This is a genomic window from Gottfriedia acidiceleris, assembly GCF_036421055.1.
Classification (GTDB): domain Bacteria; phylum Bacillota; class Bacilli; order Bacillales; family Bacillaceae_G; genus Gottfriedia; species Gottfriedia acidiceleris_C.
Genome location: NZ_JAZGQS010000010.1, coordinates 125405 through 144017 on the forward strand (window position 1 = coordinate 125405; position 18613 = coordinate 144017).

Below are 18613 nucleotides of genomic sequence, written 5' to 3' on the forward strand. Positions count from 1 at the left end.
AAACATCTACACAATTTCCTGAACAAACCCCTAAATAAAAGATTAGAAAAATGGCACAGAACTTGCATTAATAATTCATGTTTAATTTAATCCAAACAATAAAGGGGAAATAATCATGAAAAATCGATTGCAAGAATTACAAACATTTTTACAAAAACAAAGTATACCAAGTGGATTGATCACATCGCGCCAAAATATTTTTTATTTATCAAATTTTGATTACAATCCACACGAACGATTTGTAGGTATTTTTATCTTCCCGAATGACGAACCCATTTTTATTACACCAGAAATGGAAGTTCAAATGATTAAGGAAGCAGGATGGAGCCATCCAATTTTAAGTTACACAGATTCCGATGATCCATGGGCACTTATTCGTCACGTTATTGAAATCAGAAACAAAATGAAACACTTTGCAGTGGAGAAACATGATATCTCCTATTTTTACATTGAAAATCTGCAACAGATTATTGGTGAAATAGAGTTTGCATCACTAGATTCTATACTAACTGAAATGCGACTAGTAAAAGATGCTGATGAAATTGAAATATTACGGGAAGCTGCCGCATTTGCTGATTACGGCGTACAAGTGGGAATTGAAGCGTTAAAAGAAGGAATCACAGAACTTGAAGTATTAGGGAGAATTGAATTTGAATTAAAGAAAAAAGGGATAAAAGAAATGTCATTCCCTCCAATTGTATTGTTTGGACAAAATGCAAGTAATCCACATGGAGCTTCAGGAGAGAATAAGTTAAAAAAAGGAGATACTGCCCTATTTGATTTAGGTGTGAAATATAAGGGATATTGTTCTGATATCACAAGAACTGTCATTTATGGTAATCCCAATAGTGAACTCGTTAAAATCTACAATACAGTTTTACAGGCCAATCTTGCTGGAGTGGAAGCGTCTCTTCCTGGAACAAGAATTGGTGACGTTGATCTCTCAGGAAGACGTGTCATTCAAGCAGCAGGCTACGGTGATTATTTTCCACATCGTATCGGTCATGGCCTTGGAATTGATATTCATGAAGCACCTTCCATAAATGATCTTAATGAGAGGGTATTGAAATCAGGAATGGTCATTACAATTGAACCTGGCATTTATCTTGATAGCCTTGGTGGTATTAGGATTGAAGATGATGTTGTGATTTCAGATAATGGCTGTGAAGTATTAACAAAGTTTCCAAAAGAATTAATGATTGTAGGTGTTGAGAGATAAGGAACAGAATCGAAAAAATACAGAAACAGCTTTTAGAAAACAATATCGATGCAATTTTAATTACAAAGAGTAAAAATATTAGCTATACGACAGGTTTTACAGGATCAGCAGGTATGGTGCTCATATTAAGAAATGCTGCTACTTTTATTACTGACTTCCGATATGCTAAAACAGGCTCAAAATGAAGTGAAAAACGCTAAGATTATCATCCATAACAGAAATATAGAAAAAGAAGTTGCGAGTGAAATCAACTGTCAAGGACTTAAGAAGGTCGCTGTTGAGGCAAATTCCATGACATTAAAAACGTTCTCAACGCTACAAGAGTATAGAAATGTTCAATGGATTCAATTGGAAAATATCGTTGAGAGGTTAGAGAAATCAAAGAAAAGATAGAATTAGAAATAATGAGAACGGCTACTAGAATAGCAGATAAAGCGTTTGAATATATTTTGAATGTTATTAAACCAGAGATTACGAAATTAGAAGTACGTAATGAGCTAGAATTCTACATGCGTAAACAAGGTGCAACCTCATCATCTTCTCATACCATTATTGCTTCTGGATAGAGAGCGGCCCTACGACATGGAGTAGCTTCCGAAAAATTGATCGAGCATGGCGATATGGTTACCCTTGATTTTGGGGCATTGTATAATGGCTATTGCTCTGATATTACGAGAACAATCGCCGTTGGAAGCTGCTCGGATGAGTTCCACAAAATATATCACATCGTATTAGAAGCTCTAATTAATTCTGGTGAAAAGGCGAAATCAATTGACGATTTGACAAGAGAGTATATTACTAAAAAAAGTCTTTGGAAATCGTTTCGGACATTCAAAAGGTCATGGGTTAGGTATGGAGGTTCACGAACCATTCCGACTTTCTGATAAAAGTGTAGAAGTAATTCAAACTGGTATGGTAGTTACCGTGGAACCAGGAATTTATATTCCAGGATGGGGTGGCTGCCGAATTGAAGATGATATTATCGTGACAGAGAGTGGTTATGAAATTATTACCCATTCTCCTAAGCACTTAATAATCTTATAAAAAATGTAGAACAGGTCATCCAAGGAATATTATAAAGATGACCTTTTTTTTGAATGGGGGAGTATTTGATATGAATGAAATCATCTTATATATTATGACAGGATTTATGGTCCTAGGAGCAATCGATTATTTGTTGGGTAATCAGTATGGAGTCGGACAAAAATTTAAGGAAGCTTTTCAGTCCATGGGAGCACTAGCCCTTTCAATGGTTGGCATGATCTCACTATCGCCTGTATTAGCAAAATGGCTAACACCAATTGTATCCCCTATCTACCAATTTCTTGGAGCAGATCCATCGATGTTTTCATCAACGTTTTTAGCTCTTGATATGGGCGGTTACTCATTAGCAAATGAAATGGCCCAGTCGAGTGATGCTGCTTTATTTTCTTGGGTGTTTTTAGGAACGATGATGGGACCAACTGTTGTTTTTACCATTCCAGTTGCTTTAAGCATCGTTCATAAAAATGACCATCCCTTTTTTGCTAAAGGAATTTTAATCGGGCTCATGACCATTCCAATTGGATGTTTAGCTGGAGGATTCGTAGCGGGATTTGGATTTATATGGATGTTGAAAAATCTTATTCCTTCTATTCTTATTTCTGTCCTGATTGGCATTGGGATGTTATCTGCTCAATCCGTGATGATCCGTGGTTTTAAATGGTTTGGAAAAGGAATTGAAATAATGATTATCATTGGCCTTGTCTCGATTATCATTGAAACTTTAACAGGTATCATTATTATTCCAGGTATGATGCCACTTTCAGAAGGGTTTGTAACAGTTGGAAAAATAACAATCATACTTGCCGGTGCATTTCCTTTTGTATTTGTGTTATTAAGAGTATTAAAGAAGCCTTTTGCACTACTTGGAAATAAACTAGGTGTAAATCAACAAGCATTAGGGGGATTCATTGCTTCGTTCGCCCACCACATTCCTATGTTTGTAACACTGCACGAGATGGATGACCGTGGGAAAGTCATAAATACAGCATTTGCCGTAAGTGGCGCATTTGTATTTGGGAGTCACCTTGGGTTTGTGGCGGGTGTGGAGAAGAATTTTGTCATTCCTTTAATTGTCGGTAAACTAACCGCTGGGTTTTTGGCTGCAGCAATAGCTTTGTTATTGACAAAACGTCAAAGAAGTAGATTTGAATGATAGAACTTTAATAGAAAAACAGGTTAAATGTGGCAAGAAGAATTAAGAATCATACCTTTGAAAAGTGTACACCCTTGGATTTTCGTTCAATAAATACTTATCATTTAAAAATGAATAAGGTTTTCAAATCGTATTTTAATTTGAATAAACCGTTAATACTGTTATATAATTTAGTAGTATAATAGTTTGGATAATTTCATTAAATATTATATGATAGAAGTAATGTTTAAATTTTTTTGTCTTTGGGAAGCTTTTGATTAAATTTACATAGTACAATATTAATTTAAACATTAGGTAAAGATAATAAGTGTGAATAGAATAATTAAAGGGTGTGCATTCATGATTAGCTTGGGGATGTTCGGGTTTAAAGCACTTTGGAGTCCATATTTATTGGTGTTTTTAGTTTTAGTCATTTTAGGTTATTTTTACATAATTAATAAATTTAAAGATAAAGACCAAGTTACTGAGACTAAACAAAAGGTTTATTTCGTGATTGGAATTTTGTTAGTTTACACCGCACAAGGCAGTCCAATCGATTTAATTGGCCATATAATTTTTAGTGCTCATATGACAGAAATGGCAGTATTATACTTAGTTGCACCGATCTTTCTTATAAATGGAATTCCAAATTGGTTATGGAGAATCATACTTAAACCAAAATTCGTTAATTCGTTTTTTACTTTTGCTACAAAACCATTAATTGCTTTACTTATTTTTAATGTAGTATTTTCGATTTATCATTATCCATTGGTATTTGATACTGTAAAAACGAATAATGTCTATCATTTCTTATTTACAAATATATTATTTTTCATGGCACTATTTATGTGGTTTCCTGTTATTAATAACTTACCTGAGAGACAAACACTTTCTGATATCCAAAAGATTGGTTATATGTTTGGAAATGGTATTTTATTAACACCAGCATGTGCACTTATTATTTTTGCAGGACATCCATTTTACGCGACTTATAATGATCCAGTGTTATGGAGTAAAGCGATGGAACTTTGCGTATCACCAGATTTATTAAAATCACTAAATATTTCAGGACCAGAAGTATTTAACTTTATGTCAGCAAGGGAAGATCAACAGGTTGGCGGAGTTATCATGAAAATTATCCAGGAAATAGTTTATGGATCTGTTATTGGTTATAATTTTTTCAAATGGGCTAAAAGAGAACAAAATGGAAATAAAATTGATCCAATCAGTAGTAATCCGTTATTGCTTAAAAAATCGTAGGGGTGGAAATTTTGAATTCGTTACCAATTTTACCAACAATAAGTACAAGCTTTATTGTAATTAGTGCCATATTAGTTGCCATAGGCTGGTATCTTATTGCAAAAAGAAATATAGAGGGACATAAGAAAGTTATGTTCTTTGCTGGAGTCTTTGCGCTCTCATTTTTCATTGTATACGCAACGAGAACAATCTTTATTGGAAATACTTCTTTTGGGGGACCAAAAAGTTTAAAGCTGTATTATCATATATTTTTATTTTTCCATATATTCTTAGCTACAACTGGCGGAGTATTTGGTCTAGTATCAATTATCTCAGGATTTAAAAACAAATTAAAACTGCACAAAAAAATTGGACCGATTACTAGTATTATTTGGTTTTTTACTGCAATTACAGGTGTAGTTGTTTATTGTTTATTATACGTTTTCTACAAAGGTGGAGAGACTACTTCAGTTATAAAAGCTGTTTTAGGATTTTAAGTAAAAAAAGAGTGAGTAAAAGAAGTTGTACTTCTTTTTACTCACTCTTTTTAATAATTATAGAATAATGAACTTGCTTACTAGAGAAATTTGCTCTTCAGCTTTTTTAAGTAACTCTTTACTTTTATTAACAATGCTTTCAGGGAAGTTTTCGCCTTCTCCGTATTCAACACCGTGAGGATAATAGTATTTACCTAAAAGTGGAGTAAGTAATTGGATTTTACCTTTACTTGACTCTACATGTCCTTCTACTGCAAAACCTTGAACGCGTAAGTAGTAAATTTCATTACGTTGTTCAAATTTATAATCGTAAGTTACTCTTTCGTAATCCCATTGACCAGCAAGGACAAAGCCTAATTCTTCCATGATTTCAGTTAATAAATTTACATTTAATACATGGTTTTCTAAATTTGTATTCTCAAATTTCATGTTATTACCCCCTAAATTACTTAGAAAAAATCCCTATTAATATAATATTATCTATGACAATAATTAGCAATGAAAAGCTGATAAATGTATTTTAACTAATTTATATATTTTTTTGAATAATTTGGCTACAATGGATATATAGACATAGAGTTAACAATTGGGAAGGGAAGATCTAAATGGAAAAGCTTATAAAACTTTTCTTTTTTACAATAAGTTTTATAACAGTTTTTATGTTCAGTCCACTAATTAAAGATTGGATCACCAATATTACATCATTTAAACAATATCAAAAGGTAGAAGAAGTGAGTATGCCAATGATCGAAAATGCAAGTACTGAAAAAGTTACATACTCCGTTTCTCAGTATATTGGTAAAAGTGAACAAGAAATTTTAAAAACCTTTGGTAAGCCGTCAAGAAAGGTTCCTTCTCAATATGACTACGTTTGGCTTGTTTATGATAAGGATGATACAAAGTACACTCAATTTGGTGTACTTAATGGCAAAGTTGTAACAATTTTCGTTGCAGGTAATAAAGTTGATATAACCCCATTTGTCATGGGGAGCCACTATGAAGAAACAATGGATAATGTAGCATTACATGATAAAATATCCTTTTCGATATTAAGTAATCAATATACTTTTAAATTATCGACAACTGATTTACACGAACGTCCACTTGTTTCATTAAATAATTGTTTTGCTCAACTTTATTTTGACCGTTTTACTGGAAGTTTATTAGGAGTTCGATATTTATCTCCAGAAACTTTAGTTAAGCAAAAACCGTACGAGCTAATTTATAGTGGAAATTTAATAAATGCTAAAAAATTAAATACATTGCAAGAAGCAATTGTTGATCGTGAAGAAGAGAGACAAATATTTAACTTAACGAATGTTTATCGTAAAAGAATGAATTTAAATACTTTAACATGGAATTCTAATGCTGCTAAAGTAGCTTTAGGACATAGTAAAGATATGGTTCAAAATAAATATTTCGATCATTATTCTAATTTATATGGTAGTCTAGCTGATCGTTTAAATGATGCGAATGTGCCATATAGAATTGCGGGCGAAAATATTTCTGCTAATTATGTAGATGGTATTGCATCTGTGTATGGATGGATTAATAGTAAAGGTCATCGTGTAAATATGTATAAGAAAGAATATACTACACTCGGAGTTGGCGCCTTTAATAAATATTACACCCAAAATTTTATAAAATAATGACAACATCAAGCAAAAGCGAAAGTTTGTGCTTGATTTTTTTTATTTCCATACAGGCACAAAATGATTCGAAATACATAATTTTGTAGTAAATGCTTTTAATTGGAGTGATATGAATGGGTAATGAAAATAATCGACCATCTATCGAACAATTTAGGCAATTCGTTATGGAACACCCAAAACTTCGTGAGGAAGTAAAAACGGGTAAAAAAACATGGCAACAATATTTTGAAGATTGGTATTACAAAGGTGAAGACCATGAAATGTGGGATGAATATAGAAATGATAATACAAAGTCTCAAAAGAAAACTGCCAAAACAGAACAATCAGAAGAAGGATATGTTGGAAAAGTCATATCTTTTGTAAAAAATTTAGATCCAGATCAAATTCAAGGCCATTTAACGAATGTAAACTCTACTTTAACGAATATTCAACAGCTTATTTCACAATTTAAATCTCCAGCTGCTTCAACTAATCAAAGAGAAGAAAAGCCAGCGTCACAACAATTTAATTTTAGACAGGATTGAGGAGATCTAAAGTGAGAAAAGATGTATTGGAATTTCTTCAGAGTGAAGAAGATTATTTGAAGTTTTTAAGACAGCAACCAAAATGGTATCGTAAACTTTCTAGAAATCCTGAGCTTACTGATGAGTTTAGACTGGCTTCCCTCGAGTTTTTTGGTAAAACTATTCCACAACGAGTTGATAAATTGTCAAATCAAGTTCAAATGGCATCATTTATGATTGACATGTTCTCTGTATTAAAGGATCAACAAAGTACTAGTAATGAATCCTCTGATACTGAAACCAAGGAAGATTAAAAAAGGATAATAATTTAATCTGTCATAGCTTTTTGCTACAATGAAGAAAGTAAGTTTTAAAAAGGAGTAGTAGTTATGACAGAAATTTGTTTAGTAAGACATGGACAAACTGATTGGAATTTTAACAATATAATCCAAGGAAGAGAAGATATTCCTTTAAATATTATAGGTCAACAACAGGCGAATGATAGTGCATTATTTTTAAGTAATCAAAAGTGGGATCGGATTATTACAAGTCCATTAGTTAGGGCGAAACAAACTGCACAGGCAATCGCAGAGTTTTCTAAAATTGACGAAATTATTGAGGATGAACGATTTCTAGAAAGAGAATTTGGTGAGGCGAGTGGAAAACTTGTTTCCGATGTTCATGAAAACATTTATAATAATAATGTAAGAGGAATGGAAACAAATGAAGAATTAATTGACCGAGCTTTTAGTGCATTAAAAGACATTGCCCAAAATTATGAAGGTAAGCGAATTGTAATTGTTGCACATTCTCATACGATTAAGGCAATTCTACATGCAATCGATCCTGAGAAAGTTAATTTTAGGACAAAATTAAAAAATGCTTGTGCAAATTTTATTGAACTTAAAGATGGTAAATGGAAGATAAATGAATTTAATATTTCCGATCACATAAAAGCTTAGGACAAGTTCTTTTATTTACGGAATTAAATGTGATATAGTTTATTCTTGGAGGTGTAAGGAAATGTATGCAACAATGGAAACCTTGCAACTTATAACAGTCTCAGAAGAACTTGCTTCAATGATCGTGCAATCGGATGTTGCAGATCAGTATCGAACTTCATATATTGCATTAAATAATGATAAAACTGCTCAAGAAATTATTAGCCGTTTTAAGAAGACGAAGGATTTATATGAGGATGTTCAGCGATTTGGAAAATATCATCCAGATTATAAAGAAATTCGTAAAAAAATGAGTGAAGTTAAAAGAGAACTTCAATTAAACGATACAATCGCTGCTTTCAAGCAAGCGGAAGATCAGGTCCAATTACTTTTAGATGAGACTAGCTATTTAATTGCTCAAGCTGTTTCTCCTTCTGTAAAAGTTCCAGCAGGTAATCCCTTCTTCGTAAATACAGGTGGAGGATGTAGTACTGGTGGATGTGGCACAGGTGGAAAGTGTGGATGTAAAACGAGGTAACAAATCATACTTGAAAGGCTCATTATTAATTAATGAGTCTTTTATTATAAAATTTATTTTCTAAATCTAGTACAGTTTAAACAATTATTTCCACAACAAAACATTTTTTTATTCGGAACGTAAAATCGATGTTTAAATACGAAATTATTATTTTCTTTACGAATAAATTCAACTCTGTAAATTAGTATAAACTGTTCAGTAATGGTTCTAGAGCAATCAATCAGTAGTTTTTTGATCGCTTCTTCCGTTTGTGGAGGGTCTGTCTGAATATATAGAAAACTAACACCACAAATTTGTTTGTTTGAAAATTGGTAAATTTGTTTATAATTTGAAATACAGTTAAAAAATAGCGCCCAAACATCATCTAACATAATTTTCAATCCTTTCTAAAAACTATTTAAGAAAGTTTCATTGCAAAAGAAATTTGGGATATGATATTCTATTTCTAACGGATTTTTAAAGGAGAAAGCTATGTTCGTGCAAAGACAAGGTATTATTATTTATTTACAATCATTAAAACAAGCAAAAATGTTACGTAAATTTGGAAATATTCACTTTGTCTCTAAACGTTTGAAATACGTAGTCCTATATTGCAATATGGATGATATAGATCGAACAATAGAGAGATTGAAAAAATTTCATTTTGTGAAACGAATTGAATTGTCATATAAACCTTTTATTAAGACTGAGTACGAAAATGCAAAACCAGACGAAGCAAAGGAATATGATTATCAAGTAGATTAAAAACGATTGAATGGATAATTAATTTAGAAGGGTATCCTATCTGAATTAAAAACCGTTCAATCGTTTTTCTTGTGGTATTGTTGATAAGTAGGGGATAGGTAAAAAACTATCCCTGATATTCTTTTTACTTTATAAGAAAGATTAGAAATAGTAAATCCTATTATCTGCTCAAGTTATTTCATTGGTGGAATTAAGTGATTTAAACGTAAAATTCCGATAATATATTGGTGGAATAAATCGTTTTCATGAAATGAGCTTGAGTGTCTAATTTGTAATGTGATGATTTCTTTGTTTAAAGTAGTAGCTAATTCTTCAAACAACACTTCACGTTTTGTAACTGAATCTTCTTTTAATGTAATTCCTTCTCTACAATAATATATTGGCTGGAATTCGCCAATAGAAGTAGGGCTTAAGATAACAGCAAAAGAACAGCAGTTTGAGCCTTTATTTTCAGATGTTAATTTAAGTAAAAATTTAACTCTATCTTTTTGTGATTTAGCAATTTCAAATAGTTCATATAAATCTGAATAACCTTCTCCAATTTCAATCATGCGTTGGATCATGAGTGTTCCCCCTTAAACCGTAAATACTTCAAAGTATGGTAATAAATGCAACATTTATTCTACAGGATAAAAGCATAAAAAAAAACCCCGCATTTGCAGGGCCCCTCTTATTAAAGTGTAATCACTTAAAAGAAGGCAAAGGGAGAGGAGAAACCGGAGGAAAACTTATGGGGAAACGTAAGTCTTCTCCGCGGTTGGCAACAACATCAACTGAGATGTTGTTAAAATTAATTATTTCCAAAGTGGATGATTTTATACATTAGTAGGAGAATATGGAAAGAAATGTTTTTGTTTTAGTGAAATTATGATAGGATATTTTCGTAAATTGAAATATATAGTAGGTGTAAATTAAATGAGAGTAGTGTCAGGAAAAAATAAAGGTTTAAGTTTAAAAGCAGTACCTGGTATGAGTACTAGACCGACAACCGATAAAGTAAAAGAAGCAATGTTTAATATAATTGGGCCTTACTTTGAAGGTGGTATTGTATTAGATTTATTCGGTGGTAGTGGTGGACTATCAATCGAGGCATTAAGTAGAGGGATTGAAAAAGCGATTATTGTAGATCGTGAAATGAAGGCGATTAAGACCATTAAAGAAAACTTAGCAACTTGTAATCTAACTGATTGTGCTGAAGTATATCGAAATGACGCTGAGAGAGCTGTTAAAGCGATTATTAAAAGAGAAATCCAATTTGATTTAATTATTTTAGATCCTCCTTATAAAAAGCAACAAATTGTATCATTAATTGAAACTTTTGATGAAAAAAATCTACTTGCTTCAGATGGAACAATTTTAGTAGAACATGCTACAGATGTCGAATTACCTGAAAAAATAGGGAAATTTGTACGAACAAAAGCAGAAAAATATGGAATTTGTGGCGTATCAGTGTATCATATTTGTATGGAGTAATTTTTAGGGGGTACAAGATGAAACGTATTGCTGTTTGTCCTGGAAGTTTTGATCCAATTACTTTAGGACATTTAGATATTATTAAACGTGGAGCAAGAGTGTTTGATGAAGTAATTGTTGTCGTATTAAATAACTCGGCCAAAAATTCATTATTCACTTTAGAAGAAAGAAAAGAATTAATTACGGAAGCTACTAGTGCAATTCCAAATGTACGAGTTGATTCATTTAGTGGCCTATTAATGGATTATGCGAAAAAGATTAACGCTTCTGCAATATTAAGGGGCCTAAGAGCAGTATCAGACTTTGAATATGAAATGCAAATTACAGCAATGAACAAAAAATTAGTAGATGAAATTGACACATTTTTTGTAATGACAAATAATCAATATTCATTCCTAAGTTCTTCAATTGTAAAAGAAGTCGCAAAATATGGCGGAAATGTAAAAGACTTAGTACCAGATTGTGTAAATAACGCATTAACAGAAAAATTTTTGAAACCTCAAGTTTAATTTAAACTGAGGTTTCTTTTTTTCATGAAAGGTTTAAGAAGATAACTTTTTTGTATACAGTTTATAAATTAAGATGATTACATAAATGTAGAGAGAAATTAATGTAATAAATGAACCTGTTGAAATCAATGATTCAAGGTTTAACTGTTTCTCTGTAATAATCTTTATAACAGGTAACGTACTATTAGTAGCATTTGAAGTTAACTGATTAAGATATAATGGCTTCCAAAAAATAATTGCCAAAATAGGTGCAATTCCAGATTGTAATAAACGACCGATTAAATAAGGTTTAATACTTAATTTCACTTCAGAAATAATACTTGCTACTTGGGCTTGTATTGAAAAACCACCAAAACCTAAAATAAAACTAGTTAAAGCCACTTGCTGCAATAATGTACTATTGCCTAGTTCACTGACTAATTTAGATCCTAACGTAATTTCAAATAATCCAGATAAAAATGGTGTAGATAAATTGTGATTAATCTTTAAATTTGAAAAGCAATATGCAATTATTTTTCCAGCATTAGAAATAAAGCCAATTTCAATTAAAAGCATATTAAGAACAGAAAAAACGATAATAAATCCACCAATCATTAATAATGTTTGAACAGAAGAAGCTATTGCATCCCCTAATATTTTTCCAATCGGTCTTCTTTCACTTAATCTTTTTTCATGCATAACTTTAAAAGCGTATTTAAAGCGGTTAGAATGGATTCTTTCTTTACGAGAGTAGTTAGGTTGGTTTCTTCCATAAAACCTCATAATAAGGCCTACAATAGCGTTAGAAAAATAATGACTGATTGCAAGTACGAGCCCAACTTTTGGGTTATGAAAAAAACCTACAGAAATTGCAACAAAAATAAATAATGGATTAGACGAATTTGTAAATGAATTAAGTCGTTCAGCTTCTAATTTTGTTAATTCCCCATCTTTATATAATTTTGCAGAAAGTTTTGCACCTGAAGGAAATCCAGAGGCCATCCCCATAGCCCAAACGAACGCGCCAACACCCGGAACTTTAAATAAAGGTCTCATAACGGGCTCTAAAAATACACCAATAAATTGAACAATTCCAAAGCAAATTAGAAGTTCACTTAAAATGAAAAAAGGAAGGAGAGAAGGAAATACGATTCCCCACCACATATTTAATCCTCTAATTGACCCTTTAAATGCTACCTCTGGATGCAAAATAATTGTTGATGTCAGAAATATGAGTAATAAAAAAATTAGTAAGGTAATGAAGTAATTTTTTTTCACATATAAACCTCCAAAGATAAACTTAAAAACAGATAGATTTTTGTCTAATTGTAGTAATACCAATGAGTAGGAAATAAGATAGTAATATATGTATAAAAAAAACTTGTACAATTAAATATACGTTGCTGGAATTCAATTTTAGACCAAAGAGTTTAATTGGAGGCGAAACAACTTGGAACCAAAAATTGGTTTAGCATTAGGCTCAGGAGGTGCACGAGGATTTGCACATGTTGGTGTAATTTCCGTTTTAAAAAAGCATAATATTCCTATAGATCTGATTGCAGGCAGTAGTATAGGTGCTTTAGTTGCTGTTTTATATGGTGCTGGTGCGGATGTAGACCGTCTATATAAAATTGCAAAAGTATTTCAATCTAAATACTATATTGACTATGTTGTTCCAAAAATGGGTTTGATCTCAGGGAACAGGGTTAAAGAGTTGATAAAAGTACTATCATTTGGTAGAAAGCTCGAAGAATTAGACTTGCCAGTGTCGGTAATCGCTACAGATTTATTAACAGGAGAAAAAATTGTATTTCAAAAGGGAGATATTGCTACTGCAGTCCGAGGGAGTATTTCAATACCGGGAATTTTTGTACCAGAAACATGGAATGGAAAACTTTTAGTTGATGGTGGAGTTATCGATCGTATCCCAGTTTCAGTTGTAAAAGAGATGGGAGCGGATTTTATTATTGGTGTAGATGCTTCACCAATACAAGTTAGTGGAGAAGTTTCGACTATTTATGATGTGATTATGCAAAGTATTGAAATAATGCAGCACGAGCTCGTTAGAAATAGAGAAATTGCTTCTAATGTTATGATAAGACCTAAATTAGACCATGTTAATTCTAGAAACTTTACTGACCTTGAGAATGTTATCAAAATAGGTGAAGAAGCTACAGAAAAATTAATACCTGAGATTCTTGAAAAGATTGAGCAATGGAAGGAGAAAAATAGTGATAAAAAGGATCAGAATTCTTAATGTACTATTAGTACTTGGTATTACACTCATTCTTTTATATTTCATTCCATTACCATACTATGTTACAAAACCTGGTTTAGCGGAGCCTTTAAGGCCATATGTAAAAGTTGAAGGTGCAAAAAAAGATAAAGGTGAATTTATGTTAACGACCGTAGCAATGGGTAAGGCAAATGTCTATTCATTTATTGGTACAAAAATTAATGACAATTACCATTTATACAAAATAGATGAAATAAAAGTTAAAGGTGAAAGTGATGAAGATTATCAGTTCCGCCAATTAAGATACATGGAAGAGTCAAAGCAAGCTGCGATTTTAAACGCATATAAGCAGGCTAAAAAATCTTATAAAGTGACGGAAAATGGAATAGTAGTCGTATCGGTTTTAAAGGATATGCCAGCCCATAACGTATTAATGCTTGGTGACATTATCACTAAAATCAACGGGAAAGAAATTCGTACGATTAATGATTTTACCAATACTGTAAAAAGTAAAAAGCCTGGTACAAAATTTAATTTAGAGGTAAGTAGAAAAGGAAAAATTAAATATTTAAATATTAAAACAAAGACTTTTAAAGACGAACCGAATCGTGCTGGAATTGGTGTTTCCATTGCAGAAAATTTAAATCTAACAACTAGTCCAAAAGTTAAAATAAATTCAGAAGAGATTGGTGGACCTTCAGCGGGACTGATGTTTGCTCTTGAAATTTATGATCAATTAAAAGACGAAAGTTTAGCAAAAGGTCATGAAATAGCTGGAACTGGAACAATTGATAAAAATGGAGTCGTTGGTCCGATTGGTGGTATATCTCAAAAAATAATTGCAGCGTCTGATTCGGGGGCGGAGATTTTCTTTGCACCAAATGAGAACGGTAAAAAGAATTCTAATTATAATGAAGCTGTAAAAAGTGCGAAAAAACATGACTTGAAAATGAAAATAATACCTATTGATACATATGACCAAGCAATCAATTATCTTGAAAAGTTAAAGACAAAAAAATAATTCGATTCCAATAGATATATATAAATGGCAGGATATAAGGGAGAAATCCCTAAACCTGCCATTTTTGAGTATATAAATAAAATATTGTTGAAATTACTTAAGGAAATTACTTAAGATCTACTAAATTGATTCCTTTTTTCATCATAAATAATTGGATACATTGAATATTCAGTTTTTATTAATTTTTGCTGATTGCTTAATGAAAGCATCGAAGCATATGCATGGGTTGCTTTCAAATCGGTTCTTAGTTCTTTTTGATTTTGTTGATTAATAGTTGTATATATCGGAATTTCAATCAATTTTTTTTTGCAATTTAAATAAGTTTTTCCCATTGAACTCATTCCAAGTAAACGAATATAAGGAACCCGATCTTTCTCTAATATTGCTGAAATTTCCCCTTTGGATGTATTTGTTAAGATATGCGTTAACAATCTTTGAATTCGAGTCCAAGTATATCTCTTTGTTTTTATTGAGGTCATTAACTCTTCAAAATTAAGACAGTTTAATACAGAATGTAATACTCTTCTTTCTAAACCTTCTACAGCTTCGTAAATTTCTTCAAGTTCTTCTTTAGTTGAAGTCATTAATTTATATTTCAAAAAAGGTAAATATTCATTCCAAGAATGAAGAGCACCATACTCATTTATGTATTCTTCAATTGAATCTTTCGTAAAGCTTGGAACAAAGTCAGAAATTGATTGATTGTCACTTTTTAGAATTTTTCTAATTGCCGTAGCACTAGCGATACTATGATGATTGGTTTCTTCATCATGATAATTTGCAGCTATTCGCTGAATCGTTCTACCTTCCATTCGACTATTAAAGTGTTCAATAGCCTCTAAATAATGTATTCCTAAAATATTATTTGGAAGTGAAACATCTAACTTTGATGACTCAAGATTTTTTTGTAATGCAGTACTATATGCAGCAGGATAACTTAGTCCTTCATCAAGAAAAGTACGTATACTTGTATTGATTGAAGAAGTAAGCTGCTTCTTTTGTGTGATTAACTCGTAAAATGTCTCAATTTTACCCTCTTCACTTCCAAAACAAACATAATCACATTTTAAAGAATCAAGAATAGAAATAGCTCCTTTGGCAAAGATGCTAGCGTGTTGAGTCGAATAGCTATAAGGTAATTCAATAACAAGATCTGCACCTGCTTGTAAAGCTAACTTTGTTCGTACATGCTTTGGAACGACAGCTGGCTCGCCTCTTTGTAAAAATTGACCACTCATTACCGCAATAACAACATCAGCATTTGTACTTTTTTTAGAACTAGTTAAGTGAAAAACATGACCATTATGTAATGGGTTATATTCTACTACTACTCCAACCGAACGCAGGGGAATGCACCTCCAATATTTACTTATTTCACGAATTTATACACTAAGAATACCAGTTTTGAGAAATAATTCGCAACCAAGTGTGAATTGTATTGAATTTTATTGTGGAAAATAATATATTAGATAGGTTACATAAAAGAAGCAAGGTCAAGGATTTAAGGGGAAAGCTAGTAACCCAATCTAAACTTTTAGTGGATTTCTCGTCTTATGCTTGTCGGGAAATCAGGAAAAAGAAATATTTGTGATGTCTAGTTCCACAAGCTAGCTCTTCGGTAATATTCCATTAATCTTCGAAGTGGAAAGAGCACCACTTCTTTTAGCTGAATGGAGATATTCAAAAAAGAAGCAGAAAAGATGTCTAGCTCCGGCTCCTAGCTCCTCGAGTCATAAGCCTATTTTCGTCTAAGATTAAAGTGCAAATCTTAGCCAAAAATCGTCTTATGCTTGTCGGGAAATCAGTCATAGAAGTATAGATGATGTCTAGTTCCACAAGCTAGCTCTTCGGTAATATTCCATTAATCTTCGAAGTGGAAAGAGCACCACTTCTTTTAGCTGAATGGAGATATTCAAAAAAGAAGCAGAAAAGATGCCTAGCTCCGGCTCCTAGCTCCTCGAGTCATAAGCCTATTTTCGTCTAAGATTAAAGTGCAAATCTTAGCCAAAAATCGTCTTATGCTTGTCGGAGCTGAACAGTCGCCTCCGCTTTTCGGAAGTGTAAAGAAAAAATATTGACAAGTGATTATAAAGAATATATAATTTTCATTGTTGCCTTGAGGTGGTTTATTTATGAAATGGTCAGTGCACCAGTTGCAGAAATTAAGACATAAAGGTTTAAATTTAGATGAGACAATTGATGTAAGTCAAATAAAGGAACGTAATACTGATATTCGAGAGGTTTCTCCAATTCGAGTTACTGGACGAGTTGATTTTGGAACGAACCGATATACGTTTCATTTAACAATAACTGGATATTTAATTTTACCTTGTGTAAGAACATTAGTTGATGTAAAATATCCTTTGTCGATTACCACAACAGAAACATTTTTTACAACATCTGAATGGAAAAGTGAAGATGAGAATTTTCACATCCTAGAGGGTGACGTGTTAGACTTAACCCCAGTGATTGAGGAATGTATCTTAGCCGAGATTCCAATGCAAGTTTATGCAGAGGATGTTGAGGGAAAAGAAACAGCTCCAACGTCAGGAACAGATTGGGAAGTTAGGGAACATGTCGAAGTAGAGCAAAAAATTGACCCTCGACTTGCTGGTTTAGCAAAATTTTTTGACAAACAAGATAATTGAGAAGTACCGGATAACCGGCTTCATAACAAACACTCACTTTAAGGAGGTGGGATCAATGGCAGTACCTGCAAGAAGAACGTCCAAAACTGTAAAAAGAAAGCGTCGTACGCATTTTAAATTAGCGGTACCTGGAATGGTTGAATGCCCAAACTGTAGTGAATTAACATTAGCACACCGCGTATGTAAATCATGCGGACACTACAAAGGAAAACAAGTACTTAGCAAATAAGCTAGTCTTTGAATGAGCACATAGGAAACTATGTGCTTTTCCTTTTGTCTTTATATGTATTTTGTCTATGATTCAATCGTCTAAAATCAGGCTTCCTCTAACTTCTGCCCAATTCAATTTCTGTATAGTATAATAAAAACTAATAGAAAATTAGGTAAAGAGAGAGGGATTCCAATGTCTGAAGTAATTACTTATCAAAGAGATGAAATAGATTATATATTTTTAAATAGGCCTAATTACGGGAATTGCATTGATGAAAATACTGTAGAAAAACTTTCTGAAATTATCCGAGAAATTCGAATGAAATCCCAAAGTAAACTAGTTGTATTAACTGGGGAAGGTATGAAATATTTTTGTACCGGAGGAGATTTAAACACAATTTTAAGGTTTAAAAATAATTTGAATGGATTGGAATCTTTTAATTTAAAAATGTGTGATGTGATTTATCAAATAGCTATGCTACCTCAAATTACAATCTGTTTTATTAATGGTTTTGCTTTAGGTGGCGGCTGCGAACTGGCAAGTGCATTCGATTTTAGATACGCGAGTCACAATGCAAAAATAGGATTTATTCAAGGAAGAATGGGAATTCCAACCTCATGGGGTGGAGGTACTATACTTCAAGAAAAAATGAGTCATCAAGATTGGATTACATTACTATCATCCTCTAATATTTACACCGCATTTCAAGCTAAGAAGATCGGCTTTATTCATGAACTATCAAAAGATTTAACAAGTTTACATAATGAAAGCTTTATTAGTTTAGCTAGAAGTATTCCAGCACAAATTCATCATCAAAATAAAAAAATACTTATTCGTAAATGGACCGAGCAAAATCTTAAGAGAAGAATGGAAGAAGAAGTTCTTTCTGCTATGCCACTTTGGTTTTCAGATGAACATATAAAAAATATCGAACAATTTACAAAAAAATTGGAAAAGTAATCTTCTACCTTCATTTTTTTGTGCATATGAATTAGTAAAATCTGCTTATTGCATAAGAAATTGGAGG

The 18613-nt window shown here is 32.2% G+C and carries 22 protein-coding genes and 1 pseudogene; 18 read left to right on the forward strand and 5 right to left on the reverse strand.

Annotated features, from left to right (window positions below):
- The first annotated feature begins 115 nt into the window (after positions 1-115).
- From RAH41_RS16250 to RAH41_RS16270, 5 genes and pseudogenes are all read left to right on the forward strand, one after another.
- Positions 116-1219: a Xaa-Pro peptidase family protein gene (locus RAH41_RS16250; RefSeq protein WP_331223938.1), complete on the forward strand. Its 1104-nt coding sequence runs from the start codon at positions 116-118 to the stop codon at positions 1217-1219.
- Positions 1216-2263, forward strand: a pseudogene (locus tag RAH41_RS16255) (M24 family metallopeptidase). The gene RAH41_RS16250 and the pseudogene RAH41_RS16255 overlap by 4 nt, the downstream one beginning before the upstream one ends.
- 70 nt (positions 2264-2333) lie before the next feature.
- Complete coding sequence (gene eutH / locus RAH41_RS16260; protein WP_331223939.1) at positions 2334-3416, forward strand: ethanolamine utilization protein EutH; 1083 nt, start codon at positions 2334-2336, stop codon at positions 3414-3416.
- A 339-nt stretch (positions 3417-3755) separates the two neighbouring features.
- Positions 3756-4655 carry a cytochrome c oxidase assembly factor CtaG gene (ctaG, locus tag RAH41_RS16265; protein WP_331223941.1) on the forward strand — a complete coding sequence of 300 codons (900 nt, stop codon included), beginning with the start codon at positions 3756-3758 and terminating at the stop codon, positions 4653-4655.
- Positions 4656-4666: 11 nt separating this feature from the next.
- The gene (locus tag RAH41_RS16270) at positions 4667-5131 is read left to right on the forward strand and encodes a DUF420 domain-containing protein (RefSeq protein ID WP_331223942.1); all 465 of its coding nucleotides are present in this window, start codon (positions 4667-4669) and stop codon (positions 5129-5131) included.
- 57 nt (positions 5132-5188) lie between these two features.
- Here RAH41_RS16270 and RAH41_RS16275 read toward each other — a convergent pair whose 3' ends face one another.
- A complete protein-coding gene (locus tag RAH41_RS16275; RefSeq protein ID WP_129689234.1) occupies positions 5189-5560 on the reverse strand; it encodes a YugN family protein in 372 nt (123 codons plus the stop codon).
- 176 nt (positions 5561-5736) lie between these two features.
- Between RAH41_RS16275 and RAH41_RS16280 the strand changes: the two genes are divergently transcribed.
- The 5 genes from RAH41_RS16280 (at position 5737) to RAH41_RS16300 (ending at position 8765) form a co-directional block, all read left to right on the forward strand.
- Complete coding sequence (locus RAH41_RS16280) at positions 5737-6780, forward strand: CAP domain-containing protein (RefSeq protein WP_331223943.1); 1044 nt, start codon at positions 5737-5739, stop codon at positions 6778-6780.
- Between the two features lie 116 nt (positions 6781-6896).
- Positions 6897-7307, forward strand: coding sequence for a YlbD family protein (gene ylbD, locus RAH41_RS16285; protein ID WP_331223945.1), 411 nt, complete (start codon positions 6897-6899; stop codon positions 7305-7307).
- Between the two features lie 11 nt (positions 7308-7318).
- The gene (locus RAH41_RS16290; RefSeq protein WP_331223947.1) at positions 7319-7600 is read left to right on the forward strand and encodes a YlbE-like family protein; all 282 of its coding nucleotides are present in this window, start codon (positions 7319-7321) and stop codon (positions 7598-7600) included.
- Between the two features lie 75 nt (positions 7601-7675).
- A complete protein-coding gene (locus RAH41_RS16295) occupies positions 7676-8248 on the forward strand; it encodes a histidine phosphatase family protein (protein ID WP_331223949.1) in 573 nt (190 codons plus the stop codon).
- 61 nt (positions 8249-8309) lie between these two features.
- Positions 8310-8765, forward strand: a complete 456-nt coding sequence (locus tag RAH41_RS16300) for a YlbF family regulator (protein ID WP_331223951.1) — start codon at positions 8310-8312, stop codon at positions 8763-8765.
- Between the two features lie 53 nt (positions 8766-8818).
- Here RAH41_RS16300 and RAH41_RS16305 read toward each other — a convergent pair whose 3' ends face one another.
- Entirely contained in the window at positions 8819-9136 is a 318-nt protein-coding gene (locus RAH41_RS16305) for a hypothetical protein (protein WP_331223952.1), read from the reverse strand.
- A 100-nt stretch (positions 9137-9236) separates the two neighbouring features.
- Between RAH41_RS16305 and RAH41_RS16310 the strand changes: the two genes are divergently transcribed.
- Positions 9237-9509, forward strand: coding sequence for a YlbG family protein (locus RAH41_RS16310; RefSeq protein ID WP_056468449.1), 273 nt, complete (start codon positions 9237-9239; stop codon positions 9507-9509).
- A 173-nt stretch (positions 9510-9682) separates the two neighbouring features.
- On the opposite strand, the gene RAH41_RS16315 is transcribed toward RAH41_RS16310, so the two are convergent.
- Positions 9683-10072, reverse strand: a complete 390-nt coding sequence (locus RAH41_RS16315) for a DUF7147 family protein (RefSeq protein WP_056468446.1) — start codon at positions 10070-10072, stop codon at positions 9683-9685.
- A gap of 352 nt (positions 10073-10424) precedes the next feature.
- On the opposite strand from RAH41_RS16315, the gene rsmD reads away from it, so the two are divergent.
- Positions 10425-10982, forward strand: a complete 558-nt coding sequence (gene rsmD, locus RAH41_RS16320) for a 16S rRNA (guanine(966)-N(2))-methyltransferase RsmD (RefSeq protein WP_091022079.1) — start codon at positions 10425-10427, stop codon at positions 10980-10982.
- Between the two features lie 17 nt (positions 10983-10999).
- Positions 11000-11491: a pantetheine-phosphate adenylyltransferase gene (gene coaD / locus RAH41_RS16325; RefSeq protein WP_331223954.1), complete on the forward strand. Its 492-nt coding sequence runs from the start codon at positions 11000-11002 to the stop codon at positions 11489-11491.
- A 33-nt stretch (positions 11492-11524) separates the two neighbouring features.
- Here coaD and ylbJ read toward each other — a convergent pair whose 3' ends face one another.
- A complete protein-coding gene (gene ylbJ / locus RAH41_RS16330) occupies positions 11525-12748 on the reverse strand; it encodes a sporulation integral membrane protein YlbJ (RefSeq protein WP_331223956.1) in 1224 nt (407 codons plus the stop codon).
- 172 nt (positions 12749-12920) lie between these two features.
- Here ylbJ and RAH41_RS16335 point away from each other — a divergent pair, with 172 nt between their 5' ends.
- Positions 12921-13727 carry a patatin-like phospholipase family protein gene (locus tag RAH41_RS16335; protein WP_331223958.1) on the forward strand — a complete coding sequence of 269 codons (807 nt, stop codon included), beginning with the start codon at positions 12921-12923 and terminating at the stop codon, positions 13725-13727.
- On the forward strand, positions 13702-14727 hold the full coding sequence (locus tag RAH41_RS16340) for a SepM family pheromone-processing serine protease (RefSeq protein WP_331223960.1): 1026 nt from the start codon (positions 13702-13704) through the stop codon (positions 14725-14727). The genes RAH41_RS16335 and RAH41_RS16340 overlap by 26 nt, the downstream gene beginning before the upstream one ends.
- A gap of 110 nt (positions 14728-14837) precedes the next feature.
- On the opposite strand, the gene RAH41_RS16345 is transcribed toward RAH41_RS16340, so the two are convergent.
- Positions 14838-16109: a nucleotidyltransferase gene (locus tag RAH41_RS16345; RefSeq protein WP_331224052.1), complete on the reverse strand. Its 1272-nt coding sequence runs from the start codon at positions 16107-16109 to the stop codon at positions 14838-14840.
- A 750-nt stretch (positions 16110-16859) separates the two neighbouring features.
- On the opposite strand from RAH41_RS16345, the gene RAH41_RS16350 reads away from it, so the two are divergent.
- The 3 genes from RAH41_RS16350 (at position 16860) to RAH41_RS16360 (ending at position 18546) form a co-directional block, all read left to right on the forward strand.
- Positions 16860-17375, forward strand: coding sequence for a YceD family protein (locus tag RAH41_RS16350; protein WP_025672196.1), 516 nt, complete (start codon positions 16860-16862; stop codon positions 17373-17375).
- Positions 17376-17430: 55 nt separating this feature from the next.
- Positions 17431-17604 carry a 50S ribosomal protein L32 gene (rpmF, locus tag RAH41_RS16355; protein ID WP_025672195.1) on the forward strand — a complete coding sequence of 58 codons (174 nt, stop codon included), beginning with the start codon at positions 17431-17433 and terminating at the stop codon, positions 17602-17604.
- A 174-nt stretch (positions 17605-17778) separates the two neighbouring features.
- Entirely contained in the window at positions 17779-18546 is a 768-nt protein-coding gene (locus RAH41_RS16360; protein WP_331223962.1) for an enoyl-CoA hydratase/isomerase family protein, read from the forward strand.
- The last annotated feature ends 67 nt before the right edge of the window (positions 18547-18613 follow it).

Excerpts from the sequence above, each read along its gene's own strand:
- RAH41_RS16310 (WP_056468449.1), top strand. The coding sequence starts at position 9,237 with ATGTTCGTGCAAAGACAAGGTATTATTATTTATTTACAATCATTAAAA.
- coaD (WP_331223954.1), top strand. The coding sequence starts at position 11,000 with ATGAAACGTATTGCTGTTTGTCCTGGAAGTTTTGATCCAATTACTTTA.
- RAH41_RS16305 (WP_331223952.1), bottom strand. The coding sequence starts at position 9,136 with ATGTTAGATGATGTTTGGGCGCTATTTTTTAACTGTATTTCAAATTAT.
- RAH41_RS16300 (WP_331223951.1), top strand. The coding sequence starts at position 8,310 with ATGTATGCAACAATGGAAACCTTGCAACTTATAACAGTCTCAGAAGAA.
- rsmD (WP_091022079.1), top strand. The coding sequence starts at position 10,425 with ATGAGAGTAGTGTCAGGAAAAAATAAAGGTTTAAGTTTAAAAGCAGTA.
- RAH41_RS16295 (WP_331223949.1), top strand. The coding sequence starts at position 7,676 with ATGACAGAAATTTGTTTAGTAAGACATGGACAAACTGATTGGAATTTT.
- RAH41_RS16315 (WP_056468446.1), bottom strand. The coding sequence starts at position 10,072 with ATGATCCAACGCATGATTGAAATTGGAGAAGGTTATTCAGATTTATAT.
- RAH41_RS16360 (WP_331223962.1), top strand. The coding sequence starts at position 17,779 with ATGTCTGAAGTAATTACTTATCAAAGAGATGAAATAGATTATATATTT.
- ylbD (WP_331223945.1), top strand. The coding sequence starts at position 6,897 with ATGGGTAATGAAAATAATCGACCATCTATCGAACAATTTAGGCAATTC.
- RAH41_RS16350 (WP_025672196.1), top strand. The coding sequence starts at position 16,860 with ATGAAATGGTCAGTGCACCAGTTGCAGAAATTAAGACATAAAGGTTTA.
- RAH41_RS16275 (WP_129689234.1), bottom strand. The coding sequence starts at position 5,560 with ATGAAATTTGAGAATACAAATTTAGAAAACCATGTATTAAATGTAAAT.
- RAH41_RS16250 (WP_331223938.1), top strand. The coding sequence starts at position 116 with ATGAAAAATCGATTGCAAGAATTACAAACATTTTTACAAAAACAAAGT.
- RAH41_RS16280 (WP_331223943.1), top strand. The coding sequence starts at position 5,737 with ATGGAAAAGCTTATAAAACTTTTCTTTTTTACAATAAGTTTTATAACA.
- ctaG (WP_331223941.1), top strand. The coding sequence starts at position 3,756 with ATGATTAGCTTGGGGATGTTCGGGTTTAAAGCACTTTGGAGTCCATAT.
- eutH (WP_331223939.1), top strand. The coding sequence starts at position 2,334 with ATGAATGAAATCATCTTATATATTATGACAGGATTTATGGTCCTAGGA.
- rpmF (WP_025672195.1), top strand. The coding sequence starts at position 17,431 with ATGGCAGTACCTGCAAGAAGAACGTCCAAAACTGTAAAAAGAAAGCGT.